General features: G+C 40.6%; 19 protein-coding genes and 1 pseudogene. 12 read left to right on the top strand and 8 right to left on the bottom strand.

Annotation, left to right across the window (positions count from 1 at the left end; all coding sequences use genetic code 11):
* Positions 1 to 129: 129 nt before the first annotated feature.
* From ACLFKQ_RS05385 to ACLFKQ_RS05375, 3 genes are all read left to right on the top strand, one after another.
* Positions 130 to 321: a hypothetical protein gene (locus ACLFKQ_RS05385; protein WP_448998830.1), complete on the top strand. Its 192-nt coding sequence runs from the start codon at positions 130 to 132 to the stop codon at positions 319 to 321.
* A 328-nt stretch (positions 322 to 649) separates the two neighbouring features.
* Positions 650 to 1,996, top strand: a complete 1,347-nt coding sequence (glmU, locus tag ACLFKQ_RS05380; RefSeq protein ID WP_448998829.1) for a bifunctional UDP-N-acetylglucosamine diphosphorylase/glucosamine-1-phosphate N-acetyltransferase GlmU — start codon at positions 650 to 652, stop codon at positions 1,994 to 1,996.
* Positions 1,997 to 2,132: 136 nt separating this feature from the next.
* On the top strand, positions 2,133 to 3,728 hold the full coding sequence (locus tag ACLFKQ_RS05375; RefSeq protein ID WP_448998828.1) for a sodium:solute symporter: 1,596 nt from the start codon (positions 2,133 to 2,135) through the stop codon (positions 3,726 to 3,728).
* 13 nt (positions 3,729 to 3,741) lie between these two features.
* Here ACLFKQ_RS05375 and ruvC read toward each other — a convergent pair whose 3' ends face one another.
* A complete protein-coding gene (ruvC, locus tag ACLFKQ_RS05370; RefSeq protein ID WP_448999462.1) occupies positions 3,742 to 4,278 on the bottom strand; it encodes a crossover junction endodeoxyribonuclease RuvC in 537 nt (178 codons plus the stop codon).
* 182 nt (positions 4,279 to 4,460) lie between these two features.
* Positions 4,461 to 5,654: a ferredoxin--NADP reductase gene (gene petH / locus ACLFKQ_RS05365; RefSeq protein ID WP_448998827.1), complete on the bottom strand. Its 1,194-nt coding sequence runs from the start codon at positions 5,652 to 5,654 to the stop codon at positions 4,461 to 4,463.
* A gap of 536 nt (positions 5,655 to 6,190) precedes the next feature.
* Here petH and ACLFKQ_RS05360 point away from each other — a divergent pair.
* The 3 genes from ACLFKQ_RS05360 (at position 6,191) to cysH (ending at position 8,809) form a co-directional block, all read left to right on the top strand.
* Positions 6,191 to 7,198 carry a phosphoribulokinase gene (locus tag ACLFKQ_RS05360; protein ID WP_448998826.1) on the top strand — a complete coding sequence of 336 codons (1,008 nt, stop codon included), beginning with the start codon at positions 6,191 to 6,193 and terminating at the stop codon, positions 7,196 to 7,198.
* Between the two features lie 179 nt (positions 7,199 to 7,377).
* A complete protein-coding gene (locus tag ACLFKQ_RS05355) occupies positions 7,378 to 7,851 on the top strand; it encodes a DUF2267 domain-containing protein (RefSeq protein WP_448998825.1) in 474 nt (157 codons plus the stop codon).
* A 199-nt stretch (positions 7,852 to 8,050) separates the two neighbouring features.
* Positions 8,051 to 8,809, top strand: coding sequence for a phosphoadenosine phosphosulfate reductase (gene cysH, locus ACLFKQ_RS05350; protein WP_448998824.1), 759 nt, complete (start codon positions 8,051 to 8,053; stop codon positions 8,807 to 8,809).
* Positions 8,810 to 8,980: 171 nt separating this feature from the next.
* Here cysH and psaJ read toward each other — a convergent pair whose 3' ends face one another.
* Both psaJ and ACLFKQ_RS05340 read right to left on the bottom strand, forming a co-directional pair.
* The gene (gene psaJ, locus ACLFKQ_RS05345) at positions 8,981 to 9,112 is read right to left on the bottom strand and encodes a photosystem I reaction center subunit IX (protein ID WP_448998823.1); all 132 of its coding nucleotides are present in this window, start codon (positions 9,110 to 9,112) and stop codon (positions 8,981 to 8,983) included.
* 36 nt (positions 9,113 to 9,148) lie between these two features.
* Entirely contained in the window at positions 9,149 to 9,649 is a 501-nt protein-coding gene (locus ACLFKQ_RS05340; protein WP_448998822.1) for a Photosystem I reaction center subunit III, read from the bottom strand.
* Positions 9,650 to 9,774: 125 nt separating this feature from the next.
* Between ACLFKQ_RS05340 and tsaD the strand changes: the two genes are divergently transcribed.
* Positions 9,775 to 10,812, top strand: a complete 1,038-nt coding sequence (tsaD, locus tag ACLFKQ_RS05335) for a tRNA (adenosine(37)-N6)-threonylcarbamoyltransferase complex transferase subunit TsaD (protein WP_448998821.1) — start codon at positions 9,775 to 9,777, stop codon at positions 10,810 to 10,812.
* Between the two features lie 101 nt (positions 10,813 to 10,913).
* On the opposite strand, the gene ACLFKQ_RS05330 is transcribed toward tsaD, so the two are convergent.
* Positions 10,914 to 12,128: a TetR family transcriptional regulator gene (locus tag ACLFKQ_RS05330; RefSeq protein WP_448998820.1), complete on the bottom strand. Its 1,215-nt coding sequence runs from the start codon at positions 12,126 to 12,128 to the stop codon at positions 10,914 to 10,916.
* 240 nt (positions 12,129 to 12,368) lie between these two features.
* Between ACLFKQ_RS05330 and ACLFKQ_RS05325 the strand changes: the two genes are divergently transcribed.
* Positions 12,369 to 13,220: an acyl-CoA desaturase gene (locus ACLFKQ_RS05325; protein ID WP_448998819.1), complete on the top strand. Its 852-nt coding sequence runs from the start codon at positions 12,369 to 12,371 to the stop codon at positions 13,218 to 13,220.
* Between the two features lie 192 nt (positions 13,221 to 13,412).
* Entirely contained in the window at positions 13,413 to 14,102 is a 690-nt protein-coding gene (locus tag ACLFKQ_RS05320; protein ID WP_448998818.1) for a response regulator transcription factor, read from the top strand.
* Here the strand turns inward: ACLFKQ_RS05320 and ACLFKQ_RS05315 are convergent.
* Complete coding sequence (locus ACLFKQ_RS05315; protein ID WP_448998817.1) at positions 14,095 to 15,402, bottom strand: hypothetical protein; 1,308 nt, start codon at positions 15,400 to 15,402, stop codon at positions 14,095 to 14,097. The genes ACLFKQ_RS05320 and ACLFKQ_RS05315 overlap by 8 nt on opposite strands.
* Before the next feature lie 243 nt (positions 15,403 to 15,645).
* Here ACLFKQ_RS05315 and ACLFKQ_RS05310 point away from each other — a divergent pair, with 243 nt between their 5' ends.
* From ACLFKQ_RS05310 to egtD, 3 genes are read left to right on the top strand one after another with little or no spacing between them, the layout of a single operon-like run.
* Positions 15,646 to 17,001: a UDP-N-acetylmuramoyl-tripeptide--D-alanyl-D-alanine ligase gene (locus tag ACLFKQ_RS05310; protein ID WP_448998816.1), complete on the top strand. Its 1,356-nt coding sequence runs from the start codon at positions 15,646 to 15,648 to the stop codon at positions 16,999 to 17,001.
* Positions 17,002 to 17,027: 26 nt separating this feature from the next.
* The gene (locus ACLFKQ_RS05305) at positions 17,028 to 17,693 is read left to right on the top strand and encodes a transglutaminase-like domain-containing protein (protein WP_448998815.1); all 666 of its coding nucleotides are present in this window, start codon (positions 17,028 to 17,030) and stop codon (positions 17,691 to 17,693) included.
* A gap of 27 nt (positions 17,694 to 17,720) precedes the next feature.
* A complete protein-coding gene (gene egtD, locus ACLFKQ_RS05300; RefSeq protein WP_448998814.1) occupies positions 17,721 to 18,743 on the top strand; it encodes an L-histidine N(alpha)-methyltransferase in 1,023 nt (340 codons plus the stop codon).
* A 93-nt stretch (positions 18,744 to 18,836) separates the two neighbouring features.
* Here the strand turns inward: egtD and ACLFKQ_RS05295 are convergent.
* Positions 18,837 to 20,107: pseudogene (locus ACLFKQ_RS05295) on the bottom strand (IS701 family transposase).
* A 148-nt stretch (positions 20,108 to 20,255) separates the two neighbouring features.
* Positions 20,256 to 20,915 carry an NAD(P)H-dependent oxidoreductase gene (locus ACLFKQ_RS05290; protein ID WP_448998813.1) on the bottom strand — a complete coding sequence of 220 codons (660 nt, stop codon included), beginning with the start codon at positions 20,913 to 20,915 and terminating at the stop codon, positions 20,256 to 20,258.
* Between the last annotated feature and the right edge of the window lie 39 nt (positions 20,916 to 20,954).

Raw genomic sequence — 20,954 nt, 5'->3', positions numbered from 1 at the left:
GCTAATGTAATAGTAGTTACTGACTAAATTTAAAGTTTCGTTATCGTAGAAATAGAACCGCAAATTATTCGATAATTTTACAGCTTAGTAATCCGTCACTATAACTCAATACCAGTTCGGTGGAAATATATGGCAAATTCAACTGTATACTCTCAAATTAAACCAAACGACAGCGAAATTTGGCTGAACTTAAAACAAGCGATCGCCACTAGTTCTGGTTTTCAAAATTGGCAACAAGCAAGAAATGCCGATTCTAAAGAGAATTTAGATTTACAAGTACGTCGTTATCTAGAAGAAACTTTGGCAACATTAGCCTACTAATTTACATCAAATTTGGCAATTGTCAAATAATTAATCTCAATAAATACACACTTAAAGCAAGCATTTTGGGTTTTGTCCTACGAACACGATGTTTAATTATTAAATTCATAGCGATTTTTCATCTCAGTCAACCACGGCTCGAAGTTCAATAGCTCTAGGCCTCGAGCTTATAGTTTGAGGCTTTTTGTTGGTTATATATATTTGTATTGTCAATTACTTAGGGTTACAATTGTAGTCTATATCACCGAGAGTTATTATATTTTTGGACATCGCGGTCTAGAAAAGCTATACTCCTATCGGACTGAAAAAAACTATTCTTCGATCGCTCATGGTAGCAGTAGCAGTATTAGCAGCAGGAAAAGGTACTCGGATGAAATCCGATTTACCCAAAGTGTTGCATTTACTAGGAGGAATAACTTTAGTAGAGCGCGTTCTCAATAGCTGTAGTTTGCTCGATTTAGAACGGCAAATAGCGATCGTTGGCTATCAGGGGGAACGGGTCAAGCAAACCTTGAGCGATCGCACTGCAGTGGAATTCGTCGAACAAAGTGAACAACTGGGTACTGGACACGCCGTACAGCAGCTAATACCTAAACTACAGGGGTATCGAGGAGATTTATTAGTTTTAAACGGAGATGCGCCCTTGTTGCGCCCAGAAACCCTACAAAAGCTGGTAGAAACTCATCAAACAAAACAAAATTCTGCTACGCTGCTTACCGCCCAACTACCCAATCCTCATGGCTACGGGCGAGTTTTCTGCGATGAAAACAATCTCGTCGAGAGCATTGTTGAAGAACGAGACTGCACTGCAACGCAAAAACAACATCGTCGAGTGAATGCCGGAATCTACTGTTTTAATTGGCAACAATTAGCAGCAGCTCTACCAAAACTCTCTACTAACAACGATCAACAGGAATATTATCTCACCGAAGTAGTCGATTATCTCGATCGCGTCATGGCAGTTGATGCGGATGACTATTTAGAAATCAACGGTATCAACGACCGTCAACAGCTAGCTACAGCATACGATATCTTACAACGACGCGTTAAGAATTACTGGATGCAGTCAGGGGTAACGATGATAAACCCCGACAGCATTACCATCGACGAAACCGTCAAACTACAAGCCGATGTAATTATTGAACCCCAGACTCATTTAAGAGGTAATACTTCGATCGGGACTGGAAGCCGCATCGGACCTGGTAGTCTGATTGAAAATAGTCAACTTGCCGAAAATGTCAGCGTATTGTACTCTGTAGTTATTGGCTCGGAAATTTCGAACAACACTTGCATTGGTCCCTATACCCATCTCAGAGGTAGCGTAAAGTTAGGTGAAAGCTGCCGGATAGGTAACTTTGTCGAAATCAAAAAAACTACTATAGGTAATAATACCAATGCAGCTCACCTGGCTTATTTAGGAAATGCGACCTTGGGCGATCACGTCAATATTGGTGCGGGAACTATTACCGCCAATTATGACGGTAGAAAAAAACATCCCACTACAATTGGCGACGGTACCAAAACAGGTTCTAACAGCGTTTTAGTCGCTCCCGTTACCTTGGGAGAAAATGTGACTGTAGCCGCAGGTTCAGTAATCACCAAAGATGTTGCAGATAATGCTTTGGTAATTGCGCGATCGCGTCAAAAAGAAATCCCCGACTGGCAACCAAAATAGCTCTCTTTGGCGATTTGGTTTTCTCTGACCAAAGATGTATTTACACCAAATCTCCTTGATTTTCAGTTTCTCTTCAGGTTAACGTCCCGAAATGAGCTAGATTGAAAAAGGTAAAAAATAATAAGGGTGGGCGCAAATGCCTGATTTTTCAGTAACTACCCTAGATTTAGCTGTATTTTTAATCTATCTATTGGGAACTCGCATCGTCTTTGGTTGGTATAGTGCACGCCAAACTTCCAAAGAAGGAGGAGATGCGGAAAGCTACTTTCTAAGTGGCAGAAATATTAGCTGGCCGATTATCGGTCTTTCTTTTTATGTCTCGAATATGAGCGGCAGCACCTTTGTTGCTTTTGCTGGCAGTGGCTACAACAACGGCATCGGAGTCTACAATTACGAGTGGATTCCGGCAGTGGTGCTAATTTTCTTTATTATTTTCTTATTGCCACTGTATCTTAAGGAGCAGATTTTTACGGCTCCTGAATTTTTACAGAGAAGATACGGACAACGGTTAAGGATAACGTTTTCTAGCTTTTTAGTACTGACGGGAATATTTATTGATGCTGCTGCTTCGTTGTATGCAGGAGGAACCATCGTCCAGACTTTGTATCCTCAGATTCCCTTGTGGGTGACGATTTTTTCGGCAGCCGCGATCGCGGGAATTTATATTACTTTTGGTGGTTTGGGAGCAGTAGTGCTTAACGATGCGCTGCAGGCAGCTTTAATTATTGTCGGCGGAACGACAATTGCGGTTTTAGCTTTTTTCAAGCTCGATTCCTGGCAAAGCGTTGTCGAGCGCGCACCTCCTGAAGCTTTAAATTTGGTCAAGCCAATTGACGATCCGATTTTACCCTGGCCGGGATTGATTACGGGTGTTTTAGTCATTGGCTTTTACTACTGGTGTACCAACCAATATATCATTCAGCGAGCTTTGGGAGCCGATTCACTTGACGATGGTAGAAAAGGAGCGCTGTTTGCCGGCTTACTCAAGTTGCCCAATTTATTTATCCTGATTATGCCGGGAGTAATTGCCACCGTTCTCTATCCCGATCTTCAAAACCCCGATAAAGTGTTTCCTACTTTGACTTTTGACCTGTTGCCTGTAGGCCTTCGAGGGTTAATTCTCTCTGCCGTAGCTGCCGCGATTCTTTCTAGCCTAGAAGCAATTTTAAATTCCGTATCGACTTTGGTAACGATGGACTTCGTAAGGACTCTAAGACCTAATACTAGTAGTCAAAATTTAACCAGAACGGGACGGATCGCTACTTTAGGGGCAATGTTGTTAGCGGCATTGTGGGCACCGCAAGTTACTCAGTTTCCCACTCTTTGGCAGTATCTCCAGTCAATTTTTTCCTACGTTACTCCTCCAGTCGTTGCCGTCTACCTTTTTGGTCTATTTTGGCGTAGGGCAACCTCTCAAGCTGCCATAGCTACTCTGCTGGTGGGCTTTCCCTTAGGTGTTATAGCTTGGGTGTATGTCGAGGTTCTCAGTGAATTTTCGATTCAGTATCTGTATGCCTGTGGCATCTTATTTGCTCTCTGCTGTGTGTCGATGGTAGTAATTAGCTTATTTACTCCGGCACCGACACCCGAAATTGAAGGATTGTTGTGGCGACCTCGGATGTGGCGGCAGGAAACAGAGGAGTTAAAGGATCGACCTTGGTATGCTAATTATCGCTATCTCGCTTTAGGATTGTTAATTTTAACTATTGTGATGTTCATTTGGTGGTGGTAATAAACTTAGTTGGTTATTGATGAAACCAAGCCGTTAGGGCGATTGCTAGAGCATCTGCTGCATCATCGGGACGGGGAATATAGTCTAGAGCTAATTCTCTGGCTACTGCTTCTTGAACCTCAATCTTAGGAGCATTGCCATGACCTGTTAGTGCTTGTTTGATTTGAGGAGGGGCAAACTCGATATAGGGTATATTTGCCTGGGCAAGCACTAGCATTAAGACTCCTCGTGCTTGAGCGACGGTAATGGTGTGGCTCATGCGGTAGAAAAATAGCTTTTCGATTGCGACTAAATCGGGGCTAATTTCCGCAATTAAAGTTTGCAAATCTTCATAAATTGTACATAGGCGATCGCCAAATGGGGTTTTGGCAGATGTTTCAATTACGCCGAAATCTAGTAATTTAGGAGCCTCTTGCCATCGGAAGCGGTCGGTTTGACGCTCTCTTCGAGAACCGGTGGTTAATGAGAGTCGATCTGCTGTCTGACAGACAATCGTCCCAAACCCTAACATTGCAATTCCCGGATCGATTCCCAAAATTTTCTGTTGCATGGTCCCCATCTAACCGTCTCCCGCTCGACCGTTGCTTTTCGCCTCAGCATAACAAAAAAAATAACGCCCCTACTAAAAGATCTAGCAGACGCGCTATAAATTGAGCCCTCACGAGAAACCAATTAAGGTTTTAGGAATAAGTGGGATCGACTATCATTGCATAACTTACTTAGATATAAGTCTTAATAAGTTTCTACGTGCCAGCGACCGTCTTTTTTCATTTGTTTGCGATATTCTTCCCAGTCAACACCACTTTTTTCAGCTGCGGCTTTGAAGGCTTCATCAATACCATCTTCCATACCTTTGAGTCCACAAATATAGGTATGAGTTTTGGGATTTTGGACTAGTTTCCAAAGTTCTTCGGCATGTTCGGCAATGCGGTGCTGGATGTACATTTTGCCGCCTTCAGAATTTTTCTGTTCGCGGCTGATAGCATAATCCATCCGGAAATTATCGGGATACTTTTCTTGAAGTTCTTCTAACTCTTCTTTGTAGAGAATATTGGGAGTTTTGGGAATACCGAAGAATAGCCAGGCAAAGCCTTTAAAATTATAGTCGGGATTGAGGTCTCCTTCTTTAAACATCCGCCAGAGATAAGCACGGAAAGGTGCGATACCAGTACCCGTTGCAATCATGATGATGTTGGCATCTTCATCATCGGGAAGCAGCATTTCTTTACCTACGGGACCTGTAATCGCTACGTCGTCTCCAGGCTGTAGACCACATAAATAGCTCGAGCAAACTCCTTCAACGTGTTCGCCAGTTTCTGGGTGTTGGTATTCAAGTTTGCGGACGCACAAAGATACTGTTTGGTCATCGAGCTTATCGCCATGACGAGTTGAAGCAATTGAATAGAGTCTTAGTTTGTGGGGTTTGCCCTTTTCATCTTCTCCCGGTGGAATAATCCCAATACTCTGCCCTTCTGTATAGTAAAGATCGCCACCAGAAAGATCGAAAGTCATATGACGGCAGGTTCCTATTCCCCCTTCTCTTACTAGGTCGTAAATCTCCACACATTTACCAATAAAGGGACTTTTAGGACGATAAATATTGACTGGAACTTTTTTCTTCTCTTCCTTAGCTTGAGTCATTGATTTACTCTTATTACTATTTGTTTGCTGCTGTGAATTAGATGTAGCTGACTGGCTGCCAATCGGTCTAATGCTGACAATTTCACCTCCCAAACGGTTAATCCGCCGCATTTCTTGGTTCATCCGATTGTAAGGTACGGTGATATAGATAGTGCCACTATTGCGAATCTGAGCTTGGCGACCGCTGCTATTGCCATTTTGAGATAAGCCAACTACCTCATATACAAATAAGCGATTTTTATATTCCGTGTTGCTGCTTAAAGCTGCTGCGTTGGACTTGTACATCGATTGGAAATTAATCCCCCAATTTAAATTTAGACTAATAAATACTTTACAGAACTGTCTTCACCTGAGAACGTCGGTGAAAGTGCCAAAAATAATCATTTAGAGTGGCTGCACTGTATTAATAGCCTATCACTGAGAGACTGCCAGAGCTTAATTTACGGCAATTTTTTTTTCTATACTATCCAAGACAACAGAAATTTAGAAAACCTGAATTATAAATTAGCGCGATCGCTGCTTGAAATTTGTGCTGTTTGAATCAGTTTTAGATTTTCTTAAACTGCTTGAAGAGCGATGAAAAACGGCGTTATTGTCCAGAGTCTCTCTTGTAGAGGGGGTTACCATCTGGTAATATTTTTTCATATTGGCAGTTAGTGTTAAATATGATTACAAGCTTTGGATTGAGCTTCTCGTTTAACGCATGACAATTAGTCTTTAGCGTCGGAAGTTATTTTTTGCTTTCACGCGGTAAAGAGCGATAAGCTGGCTTGAATAACATATAAAGTTAGATTAGTTTAGTTTTGTAAAAGAGGAAATTTATGACCGCCGATCTAGACCGAGTGGTAATCATTGGAGTTGCAGGTGACTCTGGCTGTGGTAAATCAACATTTCTCCGTCGTCTGTCAGATTTATTCGGTGAAGAATTCATGACCGTAATCTGTTTGGATGACTATCATAGTCTTGATCGCCAGGGTAGAAAAAAGGCCAAGGTTACGGCTTTAAACCCCAAAGCCAACAACTTTGATTTGATGTACGAACAAATCAAGGCTCTTAAAGAAGGTAAAGCGATCGACAAACCAATTTACAATCATGAAACTGGCGAAATCGATCCTCCAGAAAGAATCGAACCAAATAAGGTAGTAGTAATTGAGGGACTTCATCCTCTATATGACGAACGAGTTCGTTCTTTAGTAGATTTTGGCGTATATCTCGACATCAGCGACGAAGTTAAAGTACAGTGGAAAGTCCAACGGGATATGTCCGAGCGGGGTCATACTTATGAAGACGTAATGGCTTCGATTAAATCCAGAGAACCCGATTTTAAAGCTTACATCGAACCTCAAAGAGAATATGCTGATGTAGTTATCCAGGTTTGGCCTACCGAATTATTAGCTCCAGAAGCTGCTAAAGAAAGCGATCTCATTAAAGTGCGCCTAATTCAGAAAGAAGGTGTAGAAAACTTCGAGACTGTTTATTTGTTTGATGAAGGTTCGACAATCGATTGGCGACCCTGCGGACGTAAACTTACCTGTGCTTATCCAGGGATTAAAATGTATTACGGTCCCGATAGCTTCTACGGTCATGAAGTGTCGATTTTAGAAGTAGACGGTCAATTCGATAATCTTGAAGAAATGATTTACATTGAAAGCCACCTGAGTAATACCGGTACGGCTCATTACGGCGAGATGACCGAATTAATGCTCAAACACAAAGAATATCCAGGTTCTAAAAATGGTACTGGTTTATTTCAAGTGTTAGTCGGTTTAAAAATGCGAGAAACTTATGAGAAGATAACGGCGAAAAAAGAAGAAGTAGCCAAAGTATAGCTGGTTTCTATTTAGACCTAAAAAATTGAAAATCGCTCTAGTGACGCGGGAGAAGGTAGCTAACTCTCGCGATTTTTTTATCTCGCTTTTAACTGATTCGAGAAATTTTTTTAAATAAATCTACACATAGGAGGAAGTAAGCCCAAAAATGATTTTGTCAGGATATTAAAGAAAATTAGATGTACTTTGAAGAGCTTTACTTTACTATGTCTGCTACTGGATTAACTGTATTCGACCGCACTTTACAAAAAACCAATCAATTTATTAATAATGATGTGGGGGAAAAAATTAACCTAGAAGATAAGCAGGTCGTGTTTACCGGTATTAGAGCTGTCTTTCAAAGCTTGCGCGACCGCATTCCCCTCGAAGAAGCGGTTCAATTAGGAGCTCAACTCCCCGTTTTATTAGCTGGTTTTTACTACCAAGGTTGGAAACCCAGTGCTACCCCTACCAAAGAACGCCACCTGGAAGCCTTTATTGAAAACGTACACACCAATCTTCCTGAAGGCGAATATCCCATCGAAATTGAAACTCTCTTGAAAGGAGTTTTTGCCACTCTCTCAGACTGGGTGACCGCAGGAGAAATTGAAGACGTGGCTCAAATGTTTCCAGAAGAACTAAAGTCTTTATGGCCTGAAACAGTCCGTTCGTAAGCTTAGCGAAAAGGTTAAATAAAAATCTCATGAAGATAACCGAATTAACAGTTCGGTATCTTCTCTAAAGATTGTGTTAGAGATTTTAATCCATACTATGGCACAATAGATTCGAGCGATTCAAACTCAAACTAATTTTAGTTAGATCGAAGCGGCTAATTATTACGTAGTTATTTGTTCCCTAGCAAAAATAGAATTCATGACAACTGGTATATCCCTCGCTCCAAAAGTAGATTTACTCGCTGCAAAACGACAACTAGAAACTGTTGAGGCAACTGCCACGGTTCAATGGAGTGCCGATACTTTTGGTGAAGGGTTGGTGATGACCACTAGCTTTGGAATTCAATCGGCAGTGATGCTGCATTTAGCAACCAGTATCGTTCCCGACCTGCCAGTTATCTGGATAGATACGGGTTATTTGCCCGCAGAAACCTATCGCTTTGCCGAAGAATTAACTCAAAGACTAAAATTAAATCTTAAAGTCTATCAATCTCCTCTTTCGCCAGCGCGAATGGAAGCACTTTATGGCAAGCTATGGGAACGAGAAGATTTGGAATCTTTAAATCGCTACGATCGCATCCGCAAACTCGAACCGATGCAACGTGCTTTAAAAGAACTGCAGGCGAATGCTTGGTTGGCGGGACTGCGTAAAGACCAGACCCAACATCGTCAAAATCTAGATCGCATCGAGCTACAGGGAAACATCTATAAAATTTATCCAATTTTGCACTGGAATTCGCGAGATATCTATCAATATTTAACCAAATACGATCTTCCCTATCACCCCTACTTCGATCGCGGTTACGTTACTGTAGGAGACTGGCATTCTAGTCGTCCTTTAATGGCAGATGACAATAGCGCTAGAGATACTCGTTTTCACGGTCTCAAACAAGAATGCGGGCTGCATCTTCCTCAGACACCAGAAGAAGCAGAAAGCTTAAATTCTAGCAGTTTGTAATTAATAAAGTCTCGAACGATTTTCTTCGTTTCAAGCCGAAGTCTCGCTCACTTAGTCGAACTTAAATCTAAATTAGCCAAAAAAAAACTGCGATCGCCACTAGTACGAATCGCAGTTTTAATAGACTCAATTAGTATTTTTAGCGATCGCGGTCGCCAGAACTTTTATCGTCTAAGTATTTAGAGGATGGAACAATAAATCGGGGAAAAAGTAGTTGAACTCAATTAAAATCCCTGCTGTCACCGTCAGCAGCAGCATAATTAAAACTGGGGCAGAAGAAAGAAACCTTTGTAAACCTTCCATAAATGATTCTCCATTAAAACATAAACTAAGGGCAATCTAACGAGGGGATATGGGAACTTCGTTGTCTCTGGCGGTTAGTTCGCCGCTGGTTAATTCTTTAAAAGCCAGTATGGGCCAGAGTGGACCTTCTACGATCATTTTTTTCAACGCTAGAGGAACTTCAACGATAATTTCTTTCATTTCCGTATTTTTATCTTCTCTAACTTGAATTAGGTATGAGCGACCAACCCAACCGATCCAGCCGGCAATATAGAGAAAGAGAACGCTGGGAATAAAGAAATCTCCCATGTGAGACCAACGACCATCTACAATTAAATGGGGATAGCCTTCAGGTCCGCAGAGAGCTTCAGCATAGCGTTCTGCTCGGATCGCACCCGAATTGGGATTGCTGGTAGTATTACGGAAATTTTCCGCTCTTTGCAAGTAGGCAGGATTTTCCGCGCAAGGAGTTAAATTGGCTACTTCATCAGCATTGACAGTTGGCGCAAAGCCAAACCACAAAGTGAAAACGAGTATTAAAGCAAATAATCTTTGCATGAATCTGTTTCCTTATATTTACAGAATAATTGTGTTTGTGAGGGCGCTTCCCTCGAATCGAATTCGAGGAGTTGGGTCGCCCGGAAACGAACCTAAATGTTCTTCTAGATAGACATTATCAAAGGATGGCAACTATTTTAGCGATCGAAACAAGTTGTGACGAAACTGCAGTAGCAATCGTAAAGAATCGTGAAGTTTTGAGTAGTATTGTATCTTCGCAGATCGAACTGCACAAAACATATGGCGGCGTGGTACCAGAATTAGCTTCGCGCCAACACCTAGAAATTATCAATCCCTGCATTATCCGTGCCTTGGATGAAGCCAGGCTAAATTGGCAGCAGATAGATGCGATCGCTGCTACCTGTACTCCTGGTTTGGTAGGGGCGTTACTTGTAGGTGTTGCCGTAGCTAAAACTCTGGCAATACTTCATAGCAAGCCATTTTTGGGGGTACATCATTTAGAGGGACATATTTATGCTTCTTATCTAGCAGAACCTGACTTGCAGCCTCCTTTTATGTGTCTGTTAGTTTCTGGAGGTCATACCAGCACGATTTATGTTAAAGATTACGGCAAATACGAACTATTGGGTTCGACTAGAGACGATGCCGCAGGAGAAGCCTTTGATAAAGTAGCACGCTTGCTAAATTTGGGTTATCCAGGAGGTCCTTTAATCGATAAGCTAGCGCAGCAGGGTAATCCTCAAGCTTTTAAGTTACCAGAAGGAAAAATCTCCCTTCCAAACGGCGGCTATCATCCCTATGATTTTAGTTTTAGTGGCTTGAAAACGGCGGTCATGAGATCGATCGAAAAACTCGAAAAAAAAGGAAAAGTACCCGTTGAAGATCTGGCAGCTAGTTTTCAAGAAACAGTGGCGCGGGTACTAACCCAACGTAGTATCAGATGTGCCCGAGATTATGGCGTAAAAACCATTACCATTGGTGGCGGTGTAGCGGCAAACAGCGGCTTGAGAGAGCATCTACTAACAGCAGCGCAAAAATACGATCTGAAAGTCTACTTCCCACCATTAAAACTCTGTACGGATAATGCAGCTATGATTGGCTGTGCGGCGGCACAACATTTCACTCTAGGACATAGATCTTCTTTGAATTTGGAAGTGCGATCGCGAATGAATATTACTAAAGTTATGGAGCTATATCAATGAACGAGAGAATAGGCTTTAGGCGATAGAGTAACAGGAAAATAATACATACCTTTCCCTCTTGTACCTAAAAAACTGCGGCTCTCTCTGCTTTGCTGCTTAAATCAACCAGAAGGTTTACGATCGAGATTAGTAGCTTGTTCGATCGCTGCTTTCTCTCTGGCAATCTTGGCGTAGGGTCGCAGTTGTTTGATGGTCATGCCGCTTAAAATACTCAAGTCTTCCAATTTGATGCCTTTAGTTAACATCTCGACGCACCAAGTTTGACGTGCCTGCTCGATGGCGGGAGTTTTTCCTAGAGGTGTAAGTAGATCTGCTGCTACTACCTGCCACAAATCTTTTAACTCTGCTGCTGAAAGCGGTTGTCCTGCCTGATTGATAAATATAGCCGCCCGCTCGTCTTTACGGCTTTTGAGCCATTGAGTTAGAGGATTGCTGGCTGCCGAGCCATAGCGAAATCCCATTATCCAGTGATTGAGAGGTACGCGACGTACTGCACCCTCATTAATTTGTAAGAGATGCTGATGAGGTTCGACTAGAGAATGCGATCGCTCCAAACCAATTACCTCCTCTACCGTCAAACCAGCACCAAACAGTACGTAAAGTATGGCATATTCTTGTTTTCCTAGTTTCTTACTCTGGAGCATTAGCGATCGCACTAAATTGGCAGGCAAATCTTCAATTACTTCTAACTCATTAGCTGTGGTTTGCTCTTCGTCCGCAGCAATAATACCCTGTAAAAATAGGGCAATTAAACATTCGATAAATTCATCGTCGTCTTCCCAGAGCAAATAGCCCTCAGTAGTAGATTTGATCGTAAAGTAACCGAACAAAAAACTATTTAACAAGCTGACAATTTGTTCGGCACTAAAGCGGCTTTCCGCTCCAGATGCTGCGATCGCCTCAGCCAGACAATCAGCTACGTATTTATTTGCTTCAGCAAATCCCTTTCCCAGTGCCAAGCGATTTTCTACTGGATAGTTCCCTGCTTCTCCTACTACAGAGCGCACTAGATCGGGAGCCTTTTCGAGAGTATTCAAACTTTCTTTGGCATATTCTTGTAAAAATTCGGCTACAGTTTGTTTGTTATTGGCTCGTTCTACCAGACCATGAATTAATTTGGCAAATACCGCTGAGTCTTGGATTACTGCTAGTAGCAGGCGATACTTATTACCGAAATTACGAAACAAAGTAACTTCGTTGACATTAGCTCTTTCGGCAACTGCTTTAGTAGTTGTTTCTGTAACTCCTCTCTCGGCAAACAAATCTAATGCAGCTTCGATTAGACGAGCTTTAGTTGATTTTCGGGAACTAGGCATAATTGAAAGTTTGAGTAATTGCCGTTTCTCTGTTTATCTATTCTGGCGAGATCTACCTAAAGCAAGAAAATGTAAGTAACACTTGCACTAGTTTGAGATAACTGCTAACTTTAAAAATGTAAGTAACACTTGCAAAATTATAGCTAATCTAATTAAATAGCGAACTAGAGTTCTTTCAAAAAGGCGATCGCCATCATAGCTCAATTTAATATATTCAGATTTAGACGAGGAATAATTATAATGACCACACAACAACTAATTGCTACTAAAACTAAGCCAGAATTAGAATTTTCTTGGTTGAATTTGTTTGTCTTTGGAAGTTTTCATCTCTTGGCACTACTAGCACCCTGGTTCTTTTCTTGGTCGGCTCTGGGGGTAGCAATTTTTCTGCACTGGTTATGCGGCAGTATTGGCATTTGTTTGGCATATCATCGCCTGTTAACTCACCGCAGTTTTCAAGTACCCCAATGGCTAGAATATGTCTTGGTAACTATTGGTGCTTTGGCTTTACAGGGCGGTCCAATTTTTTGGGTATCGGGACACCGACTGCACCACGCCCATACCGAAAATGATGAAAAAGATCCCCACTCTGCTAATAAGGGATTTTGGTGGAGCCATATGTTGTGGTTACTCTATCAACAAGAAGACTTTTTTAAATACGAATCATATAAAAGATACGCTTCCGATATCGACAGAGTTCCTTATTATCGCTGGTTAAATCGTAACTTTGTTTGGTTACAAGTAGCCTTGGGTTTACTTCTATTTGCCTTAGGCGGCTGGTCTTTTGTAATTTACGGCATTTTCTTGAGATCCATCGTCCTCTGGCACAGTACCTGGTTTGTCAACTCTGCCACTCACTTTGTAGGTTATCGCAATTTTCCCATTCAAGATGATGGCTCTCGGAATGTTTGGTGGGTAGCCGTTCTCGCTTATGGTGAAGGCTGGCACAACAATCATCATGCTTATCCTCGCGTCGCCAAAGCAGGACAGAAATGGTGGGAAATCGACCTAACCTGGTTTTCGATTCAAATCCTGCGGCTGTTCGGCTTGGCGAAAAAAGTAGTGATGCTACCGGCTAACGTGAAGATTTAATAACTAAGGTCGGTTGATTTTTTGTTTATCTCCCGTTAGAAGCAAGCTAGAGTTTCAAATCTTAGGGTGTTACTGCGAAGAACAATTACTAAACTGGGGTGGTTCGGTTCTTTTAGTCCCAACCATCCTAAACATTTGACTGACCACCAAAAAAACTCGATAATTAATCATCGAGCGTAGGTCATTGTTAAGATGAAGCCTCATATTTTAGTGGTTGAAGATGAAGCCAAGCTGGCGCATTTTATCAAGCTGGAATTGGAGTTTGAAGACTATCAAGTAACTGTCGCTCCTGATGGTTTATCGGGTTTATCTCTAGCTAGAGAAAACCAGCCAGATCTAATTTTGCTCGATTGGATGCTGCCTGGTATTTCAGGTTTAGAAATTTGTCATCGCTTGCGCCAAACTGGAAATAAAGTTCCCATTATCTTACTTACTGCTAAAGACGAAGTAAGCGATCGCGTCGCGGGTTTAGATGCTGGCGCGGACGATTATGTAATTAAACCCTTTAGTATTGAAGAACTACTCGCCAGAATTCGCGCTGGTTTGCGTCGCGATCGCGAAGAAAATACCGATTTACTGGTATTTCAAGACCTGAGTTTAAATCGCGCTACCAGAGAAGTTTATCGCGATCGTCGACCCATCGAATTAACCGCCAAAGAATTCGATTTGTTAGAGTATCTCATTTCTCATCCCCGTCAGGTTTTAACCCGCGACCAGATTCTAGAGCGAGTTTGGGGTTATGATTTTATGGGCGACTCCAATATTATTGAAGTTTACGTCCGCTACTTACGTCTTAAATTAGAAGCACGAGACGAATCCCGTTTAATTCAAACCGTACGCGGCGTGGGATATGTGTTGCGAGCCGAAACTAAAGCTAAATAATTTTAATTAGAGAAAAGTCAGTATTTCCAAAGTGGACGCTAAAAGCAACCTGCAAATTTTCTAAGGATTTAACCAACCACATCGCCGTTTCGTCCGCATCATCTTCGTAACGAGAAAACAACAGCGAAAATCGGTTTTCTAAATATGGTTTGACTTTGGGACACGATAGCACCAGCTTGAGCAACAGTCCGATAGTTCGAGTTTCACCCAAATCGGCGATTAAATTTAAGTACAAATCGTGATCGGGATTATGTTTACTGTCTACCACCAAAAATTTAAACAACTGACAATAAGTACGAAGCTTCAAAAACTCATCTGGCTGGCGATCGTGGAAATCTGGTAAAGTGTACTGCAAACATTGGGAGATCTTGGCTGTTAGCTGCTTAGTGGCACGAGCGCCATCGAGTCCGGAAATAATATAGTTATGTAATTCTTGCTTAAAGGTTTTATAAAAACGAAGCTCGGAACTGTAGTTGATAAAATTTAGAGATAAATCTCGATAGGAAAAGTTGCTTTCAACCTTACCTATATAGTGACGCAAAGAGTAATCTAACTCGCAATCGCTCAATAAAGTTGGATTTTTAACTAGTCGAACTAGTTTTTTGGGAATCTTGGTTTGGTTATTAGCCTTACATTTACGAACTAGCTGCTTTAAGCGCACCCGAGCGGTTATATATTGAGCCAGACTGAGCTCGAAATTATTTTGAAGCTCGGCTTGAATTGTTTTGACAGTTTGCTCTAGTTCGATACCGCTATCTTCACTCAACAAACAATGACTGTGTAGATAGGGATAACGTTGAATTAAATCTCCCACCGAGTTTTCTACAGAGTCAACATTTCTGCTTTGTCTGTACTCGCCATGAGGATCGCTCAGGCGAACCAAACGCTGTAACTTTAAGTAATGTTCGGTATTTTGAAAATTGCCAACAAGCTCTCTCAATCTTCTAGAACTACGAGAACAGGCTCCTCCAGGCGGCAAAACTGTTTCTAGTTCTGCTACTAATTGAGGAATCTCGATTTTAAGCTGGGGGTGCATTTGCCAGTGATTGATAATAATATGGCAGCAGCGATTGAGAAAAAAGGCAAATTCTGCTTCGGCAAGAGAATTAACCACATTTTCTAATGCTAGGCGAATTTCATTGTCTTCATAGCCAGTTCCCTTAATAAATAAGTAGCGAAATCGCCTGATTACTTTTTCGGGCTCCTCTGTCTTCGTACAATAAAGGAAATGACTGTAGATTAGCTGCTCTGCTCTCCTAGTAGACTGTAAACTATCGACCACACCATATTTGCTGACCATCAACCGCTCCCAGTTAAAGATGAAGAAAGCTGAATCGAAATTAATTCAAACAATTAACAATTAGTTCGATTTTGATAACTTTATTAGTTGTGAGTACATAAGTATATTTTAATGTTGTAACTCGATAATTTCTATAAATTTAAAAACAACTTTTAAATCTTTAATTATTAGTAAATATATTTAAATTGACAGAACTTTCTTACGTATAAAATTTAATTTTGGGTTATTTAAACAATAGGAATAATGAAATTTCAATTTTCTTTACGCGAACTTAATAATATATTAAATAACAATCTAATTAATTTTACTAAGTTAGATCTAACAACCTCAATCGAGGGAGTTGTTACCGATACTCGCCAGCTCAACTCGGGAGAAATATTTATCGCTTTAAGGGGAAAAAATTTTGATGGACACAATTTTGTCACTGAAGCGATCGCCCGAGGAGCAGTTGCTGCCGTCGTCTCCCGTGAGTTACCCAATCTGGATTTACCGCAAATTGTAGTTAAAAATACTTTAACAGCCTATCAACAAATCGCTCGCTGGTGGCGCGATTGCCTGACAATTCCCGTCATCGGGATTACCGGGTCTGTGGGCAAAACTACCACTAAAGAACTGATCGCGGCAGTATTAAGTACTGAGGGCAAAGTGCTAAAAACTCAGGCAAATTTTAATAATGAAATTGGCGTACCCAAAACCCTCTTAGAGATTGACTCGGAAGATAATTATGCCGTAATCGAAATGGCAATGCGAGCTTCGGGAGAAATTGCTCTGTTGACTGAGATTGCTTGTCCTACCATTGGGATTATAACTAATGTAGGTACGGCTCATATTGGTAGACTGGGTTCAGTTGAAGCGATCGCCCAAGCCAAATGCGAACTGTTAGAAAATCTGCCCACCTCGAGCGTGGCTATTTTAAACTATGATAATCCGTTGTTAATGGAAACTGCCGCTAAAGTGTGGCAAGGTGAAACGGTGACTTACGGCTTATCGGGCGGCAACGTTAGGGGGAAAATAATTGACGATAATCTTTTGCAAGTAGGAGAGCGAACTTTTCCCCTTCCTTTACCTGGAATTCATAATGCCAGTAACTATTTAGCTGCGATCGCCACGGCTCAAGTCTTGGGTATCGATCTTACTCCACTAACGGCAGGTATAAAAGTAGAGTTACCCCAAGGGCGATCGCGCCGTTATCATTTAACCAACGATATCCTACTTCTCGACGAAACCTATAATGCAGGTTTAGAGTCAATGTTAGCCGCATTGCAAATGCTCAAACAAACCCCAGGAAAGAGACATATTACGGTTTTGGGAACGATGAAAGAATTGGGAGAGCATTCAGCACGACTACACTTTCAGGTAGGCGAAAGAGTTAGAGAATTAGAACTAGATTTACTTTTGATTTTAGCCGATGAAACCGAAAGTAAAGCTATAGCTGATGGTGCTACAGGCATTGTTGCTGAATGTTTTAGCGATCGCGATAATCTAACTAACAAATTAAAAACAATAGTTCGTCCAGGCGATCGCATTTTGTTTAAAGCTTCCAATTCCGTAGGATTAAACAAAGTCGTTGAAGAGTTTAAATCCTACTTACTAAACTAAAACTATTCTAAAATCAAAATTGTTCGATGAATCGAAAATACTTACAAGCAACTGAAATAATTGATTGGCAACATCCCGATGTCATGCAATTAGCAGTCAAGCTAGCGGCTAAAGCAAACAATGTAGAGGAGATAGCAAAAAATTGTTTTGAATGGGTACGAGACAATATTTGTCATAGTAGCGACTACCAAATGAACCCAGTTACCTGTAGTGCTTCAGAGGTTCTAAAATATAAAACTGGATATTGTTATGCTAAAAGTCATCTACTAACGGCATTACTAAGAGCAAACTCTATTCCCGCAGGTTTTTGTTATCAGCGTTTGAGCGTTCATGATAATGGTGCACCTTATAGTTTGCACGGATTCAATGCCGTTTATTTGCCCAGACATGGTTGGTATCGTATCGATGCTAGAGGTAATAAACCAGGAATAAATGCGCAATTTATGCCACCTCAAGAACAATTGGCGTATGATATTAATTTTTCTGAAGAAATCGATTGCCGGTATATTTTTAGCGAACCTCTACCAGAAGTTATTCAAGCCTTACAAACATACACAACTTGGGATGAAATGTTAGATAATTTACCAGATGTCGATCGCGAACATTTTGGCAAAGCTATTTACGGTAGGGCGGTCGGTATTTTTGTCAAGTCGCTTTCTTTCTTACTTCTGAACCTCAATCGTGTAAACTGATGAGGGCGTAAAAAATCTATACTACTAATGTCAGCTTTCCAGGGAAAAACAGGCGATCGCAATTCAATTGAAAATCGTTTACAAATTGAGTATTTATTAGATACTCAAGTACTCGAAAGAGATGATGCAGAAGAAGTAATTCAAGGACTAACTAAGTATCCCAAAACTATCCCACCACGCTATTTTTATGACAGCAGAGGTTCGCAATTATTCGAGGAAATTTGTCAGCAACCAGAATACTATCCCACTCGTACTGAAGCTAGAATTTTAGAACAATTTGCCGAGGAGATTGCTCAAACTACCACGGTTAGCGAACTAATTGAACTAGGTAGCGGCAGCTCGACTAAAACTCGCCTGTTATTAGATGCTTACTCCAGCTTAAACTCTTCATTAGTTTATCTACCCATTGATGTTAGCAATAGCATTCTTAAAGCAAGTGCTTACAGTTTATTGACAGATTATCCCCAATTAAAAATAAGTGGCAAAGTCGCTACCTACCAGCAAGCACTAGAACGACTAGCAATTTCTTATTCAGATCGCAAAATAATTGTTTTTCTAGGTAGTAGTATTGGGAACTTTAGTCCTCAGCAGTGCGATCGCTTTATCGAACAAATTAAACAGACACTAAATAAAAGCGACTATTTTTTATTAGGATTAGATTTACAAAAATCTTCTACAGTTTTGACCGCAGCTTATAATGATGCTCGAGGAGTTACTGCTGCTTTTAATCTCAATATGTTACGGCATTTAAATGCCCGTTTTCAAGGTTACTTTAATCTTGACTTATTCAAACATCAGGCTATTTATAATAATGTAGAAAAACAAATGGAAATGTATTTAATTAGCCAAAAAGCTCATGCAGTAAACTTAAAGGCTTTAGACTTAAAAATAGAGTTCGCACGAGGAGAAAAAATTCTTACCGAAATTTCTCGTAAGTTCGACCTGGAGCAAATGTCAGCTTATTTAACCCAAAAAAACTTACAGATAATTAAAAATTATACCGACTCCCAACAGTGGTTTGGTTTGATTCTCTGCCAGAAAACCGAATAAAACATTAATAAGTTACAAACAGTTATGCTCTTAAGAGCATAGTAACTAGTGACAAGCTCTAAGATGGATTTATTAGCGGTACTTAAACAAAAATCAAGCCCAAACAAAGCCCAAACTAGCTTTATAAGCTACGAATACGTCGCGATTTTGGTTCAACCATTGGACAAAACGATAAGATATACCTGTACGAAAAGCTTCTAATGCTTCAGGAAATGTCTCCAAAGGTTTGTTCGCCCAACGTCTTCTTAAACCTCCAGTAAGCTTATGCCAAAGGATAAAAGTATAGGCACAAAAAACTAGAATAAAATGTCTTTCCAAACTCTTCTTATCTCTAACTTGATACTCTTTTAATCCTAACCATCCCTTGGCTTCTCGATAGAAAACTTCTATCCAGTTTCTCTGAGCATAAGTTTGAACTATCCATTGCTCGGTTACTATTTCTCCCTCAACATTTGTGAGTAAGTAGTCAATATCTTCAGCATCTTCAAAGATTGGTGCACTCATGACGATAGCTATTTTTCTGATTCCTTCTAGCCTTGATATTTCTGCTTCTATTATTGCTACCCAGACGGTTCTAGGTTTTTCACCCTGGATTTGAATCTCCTTAAATTCCTCATCAGATAACCATTGAGCATATTCATCTACTCTGATTTTTTCTAATTGATTTGATGGAGTTTTAACCAAAATATTACGATTTTTAGCGATTCCTCCTATATACTTTAATTTCTTTTTTTCCAGTTCGAGTAAAACAGTTGTGTTGTTACCATAGGACGAATCTATTAATACTAGTCCTGGTCGATATCCCCTCTTCAAACTTTTATCGATTAATTCTAAGGCTAAGGTGGGTTTTTTCTTGAATTCTCTGTCTTTCTTTCCTTCGGGCAACGAATTACCATGTTGATATAGTTCTATGTCTAAAGGTAAGCTTTTTTGGCCATCATATAGATGAGTTGTTACTACAACATTGCCATTATCTGTTTTCCCAATTTCCCCAATATATTGACGACCTACTGCTGCGGTAAAGTTACCACTTTTTCTATGCCCAGAGTCATCAACAATTAGACTAAATCCCTTACTGATTCTCGTTTGATTACACTTGTTCATCACTTCTAAGCGACGTTCATTTATCTTGTTCGCTGACCAAGTTGCTTCAGTTAAGAAATGGTGTAATTTGTGGTATGTGACCTCTACTGCGTCTTTAGCCATTTGAGATACATTTTTTCGCTCACTTTCCCCTAATAATCCTCCTAAATAATGTCTGAATTCCCTTTTTTGCGCTTTAGTTCTCAGTAAATCATCAAACTTTTGACACCATCTCATCTATCGAAACAGGGAGGCATGGCTGCGGGAGTAGTTTCTTTCATAAAGTAAGTGCGATCGGGCTTTAGAATAATGTTAAAGTTAATCAGCAAAGGTATTCTATCTTATTTTGTCTGTTTAAATTGTTTAAGTACCGTTAGTAAAAAGTAATCAGAATAAATGATAGGCTGAACCCAGCCCACCTTACAATTATCAATCGATATAGGTTACTACTTCTTCAGTAGGATAGCGAACCTTGGGTCTTGCAGCGTTTTTATCGTCACTGGCACGATAACCCGCACAACAGAGTACCACCGCACTATATCCTAACTTTGATAGTCCTAAAACCTCATCATACTTAGCAGGTACGAATCCTTCCATCGGACAAGTATCGATTTCTAACATTGCCGCAGTCAACATAAAAAATCCTAAAGCAATGTAGACTTGTCTGGTTGCCCACTTATTTTTATCTAGAGGGTAAGGAGGATCGGCTAAAAAACTCTTGACCATATCGCCATATCTCTGTAAGTTTTCAGATGGTACTTGCTGAACTTCTGACATTCGAGCGATAAAGCGATCGACATCTGACTTGTCTACATCTGTTTCAATTGCCAAAACTACAAGATGAGACGCGTCTACAACCTGTTTTTGTCCCCAGGAATGTTCTAATAACTCGTTGCGTATTTCTGGGTTGCGAACTACAAAAAATTTCCAAGGTTGCAAACCAAAGGAAGAAGGAGACAAAACTAAACTTTGTTCGAGGGTTTTCCAAACGGGTTTGGGAATTTTTTTGTTGGGATCGAACTTTTTGGTGGCATATCGCCAATAAAGCTGTTCGATGACTATTTCTGGTGTCAGGGGAGTAGCGGTCATGTTTGAAATAATATTTTTATAGTCTACAAGGATGATTAT

The sequence above is a fragment of the Myxosarcina sp. GI1(2024) genome, from assembly GCF_053543375.1.
This window is presented reverse-complemented; position numbering and strand designations above follow the sequence as displayed.

What these genes read in the sequence shown, in the direction of transcription:
- ACLFKQ_RS05385 (WP_448998830.1), top strand. Translation starts at nt 130, where the DNA reads ATGGCAAATTCAACTGTATACTCTCAAATTAAACCAAACGACAGCGAA.
- glmU (WP_448998829.1), top strand. Translation starts at nt 650, where the DNA reads ATGGTAGCAGTAGCAGTATTAGCAGCAGGAAAAGGTACTCGGATGAAA.
- ACLFKQ_RS05375 (WP_448998828.1), top strand. Translation starts at nt 2,133, where the DNA reads ATGCCTGATTTTTCAGTAACTACCCTAGATTTAGCTGTATTTTTAATC.
- ruvC (WP_448999462.1), bottom strand. Translation starts at nt 4,278, where the DNA reads ATGCAACAGAAAATTTTGGGAATCGATCCGGGAATTGCAATGTTAGGG.
- petH (WP_448998827.1), bottom strand. Translation starts at nt 5,654, where the DNA reads ATGTACAAGTCCAACGCAGCAGCTTTAAGCAGCAACACGGAATATAAA.
- ACLFKQ_RS05360 (WP_448998826.1), top strand. Translation starts at nt 6,191, where the DNA reads ATGACCGCCGATCTAGACCGAGTGGTAATCATTGGAGTTGCAGGTGAC.
- ACLFKQ_RS05355 (WP_448998825.1), top strand. Translation starts at nt 7,378, where the DNA reads ATGTACTTTGAAGAGCTTTACTTTACTATGTCTGCTACTGGATTAACT.
- cysH (WP_448998824.1), top strand. Translation starts at nt 8,051, where the DNA reads ATGACAACTGGTATATCCCTCGCTCCAAAAGTAGATTTACTCGCTGCA.
- psaJ (WP_448998823.1), bottom strand. Translation starts at nt 9,112, where the DNA reads ATGGAAGGTTTACAAAGGTTTCTTTCTTCTGCCCCAGTTTTAATTATG.
- ACLFKQ_RS05340 (WP_448998822.1), bottom strand. Translation starts at nt 9,649, where the DNA reads ATGCAAAGATTATTTGCTTTAATACTCGTTTTCACTTTGTGGTTTGGC.
- tsaD (WP_448998821.1), top strand. Translation starts at nt 9,775, where the DNA reads ATGGCAACTATTTTAGCGATCGAAACAAGTTGTGACGAAACTGCAGTA.
- ACLFKQ_RS05330 (WP_448998820.1), bottom strand. Translation starts at nt 12,128, where the DNA reads ATGCCTAGTTCCCGAAAATCAACTAAAGCTCGTCTAATCGAAGCTGCA.
- ACLFKQ_RS05325 (WP_448998819.1), top strand. Translation starts at nt 12,369, where the DNA reads ATGACCACACAACAACTAATTGCTACTAAAACTAAGCCAGAATTAGAA.
- ACLFKQ_RS05320 (WP_448998818.1), top strand. Translation starts at nt 13,413, where the DNA reads ATGAAGCCTCATATTTTAGTGGTTGAAGATGAAGCCAAGCTGGCGCAT.
- ACLFKQ_RS05315 (WP_448998817.1), bottom strand. Translation starts at nt 15,402, where the DNA reads ATGGTCAGCAAATATGGTGTGGTCGATAGTTTACAGTCTACTAGGAGA.
- ACLFKQ_RS05310 (WP_448998816.1), top strand. Translation starts at nt 15,646, where the DNA reads ATGAAATTTCAATTTTCTTTACGCGAACTTAATAATATATTAAATAAC.
- ACLFKQ_RS05305 (WP_448998815.1), top strand. Translation starts at nt 17,028, where the DNA reads ATGAATCGAAAATACTTACAAGCAACTGAAATAATTGATTGGCAACAT.
- egtD (WP_448998814.1), top strand. Translation starts at nt 17,721, where the DNA reads ATGTCAGCTTTCCAGGGAAAAACAGGCGATCGCAATTCAATTGAAAAT.
- ACLFKQ_RS05290 (WP_448998813.1), bottom strand. Translation starts at nt 20,915, where the DNA reads ATGACCGCTACTCCCCTGACACCAGAAATAGTCATCGAACAGCTTTAT.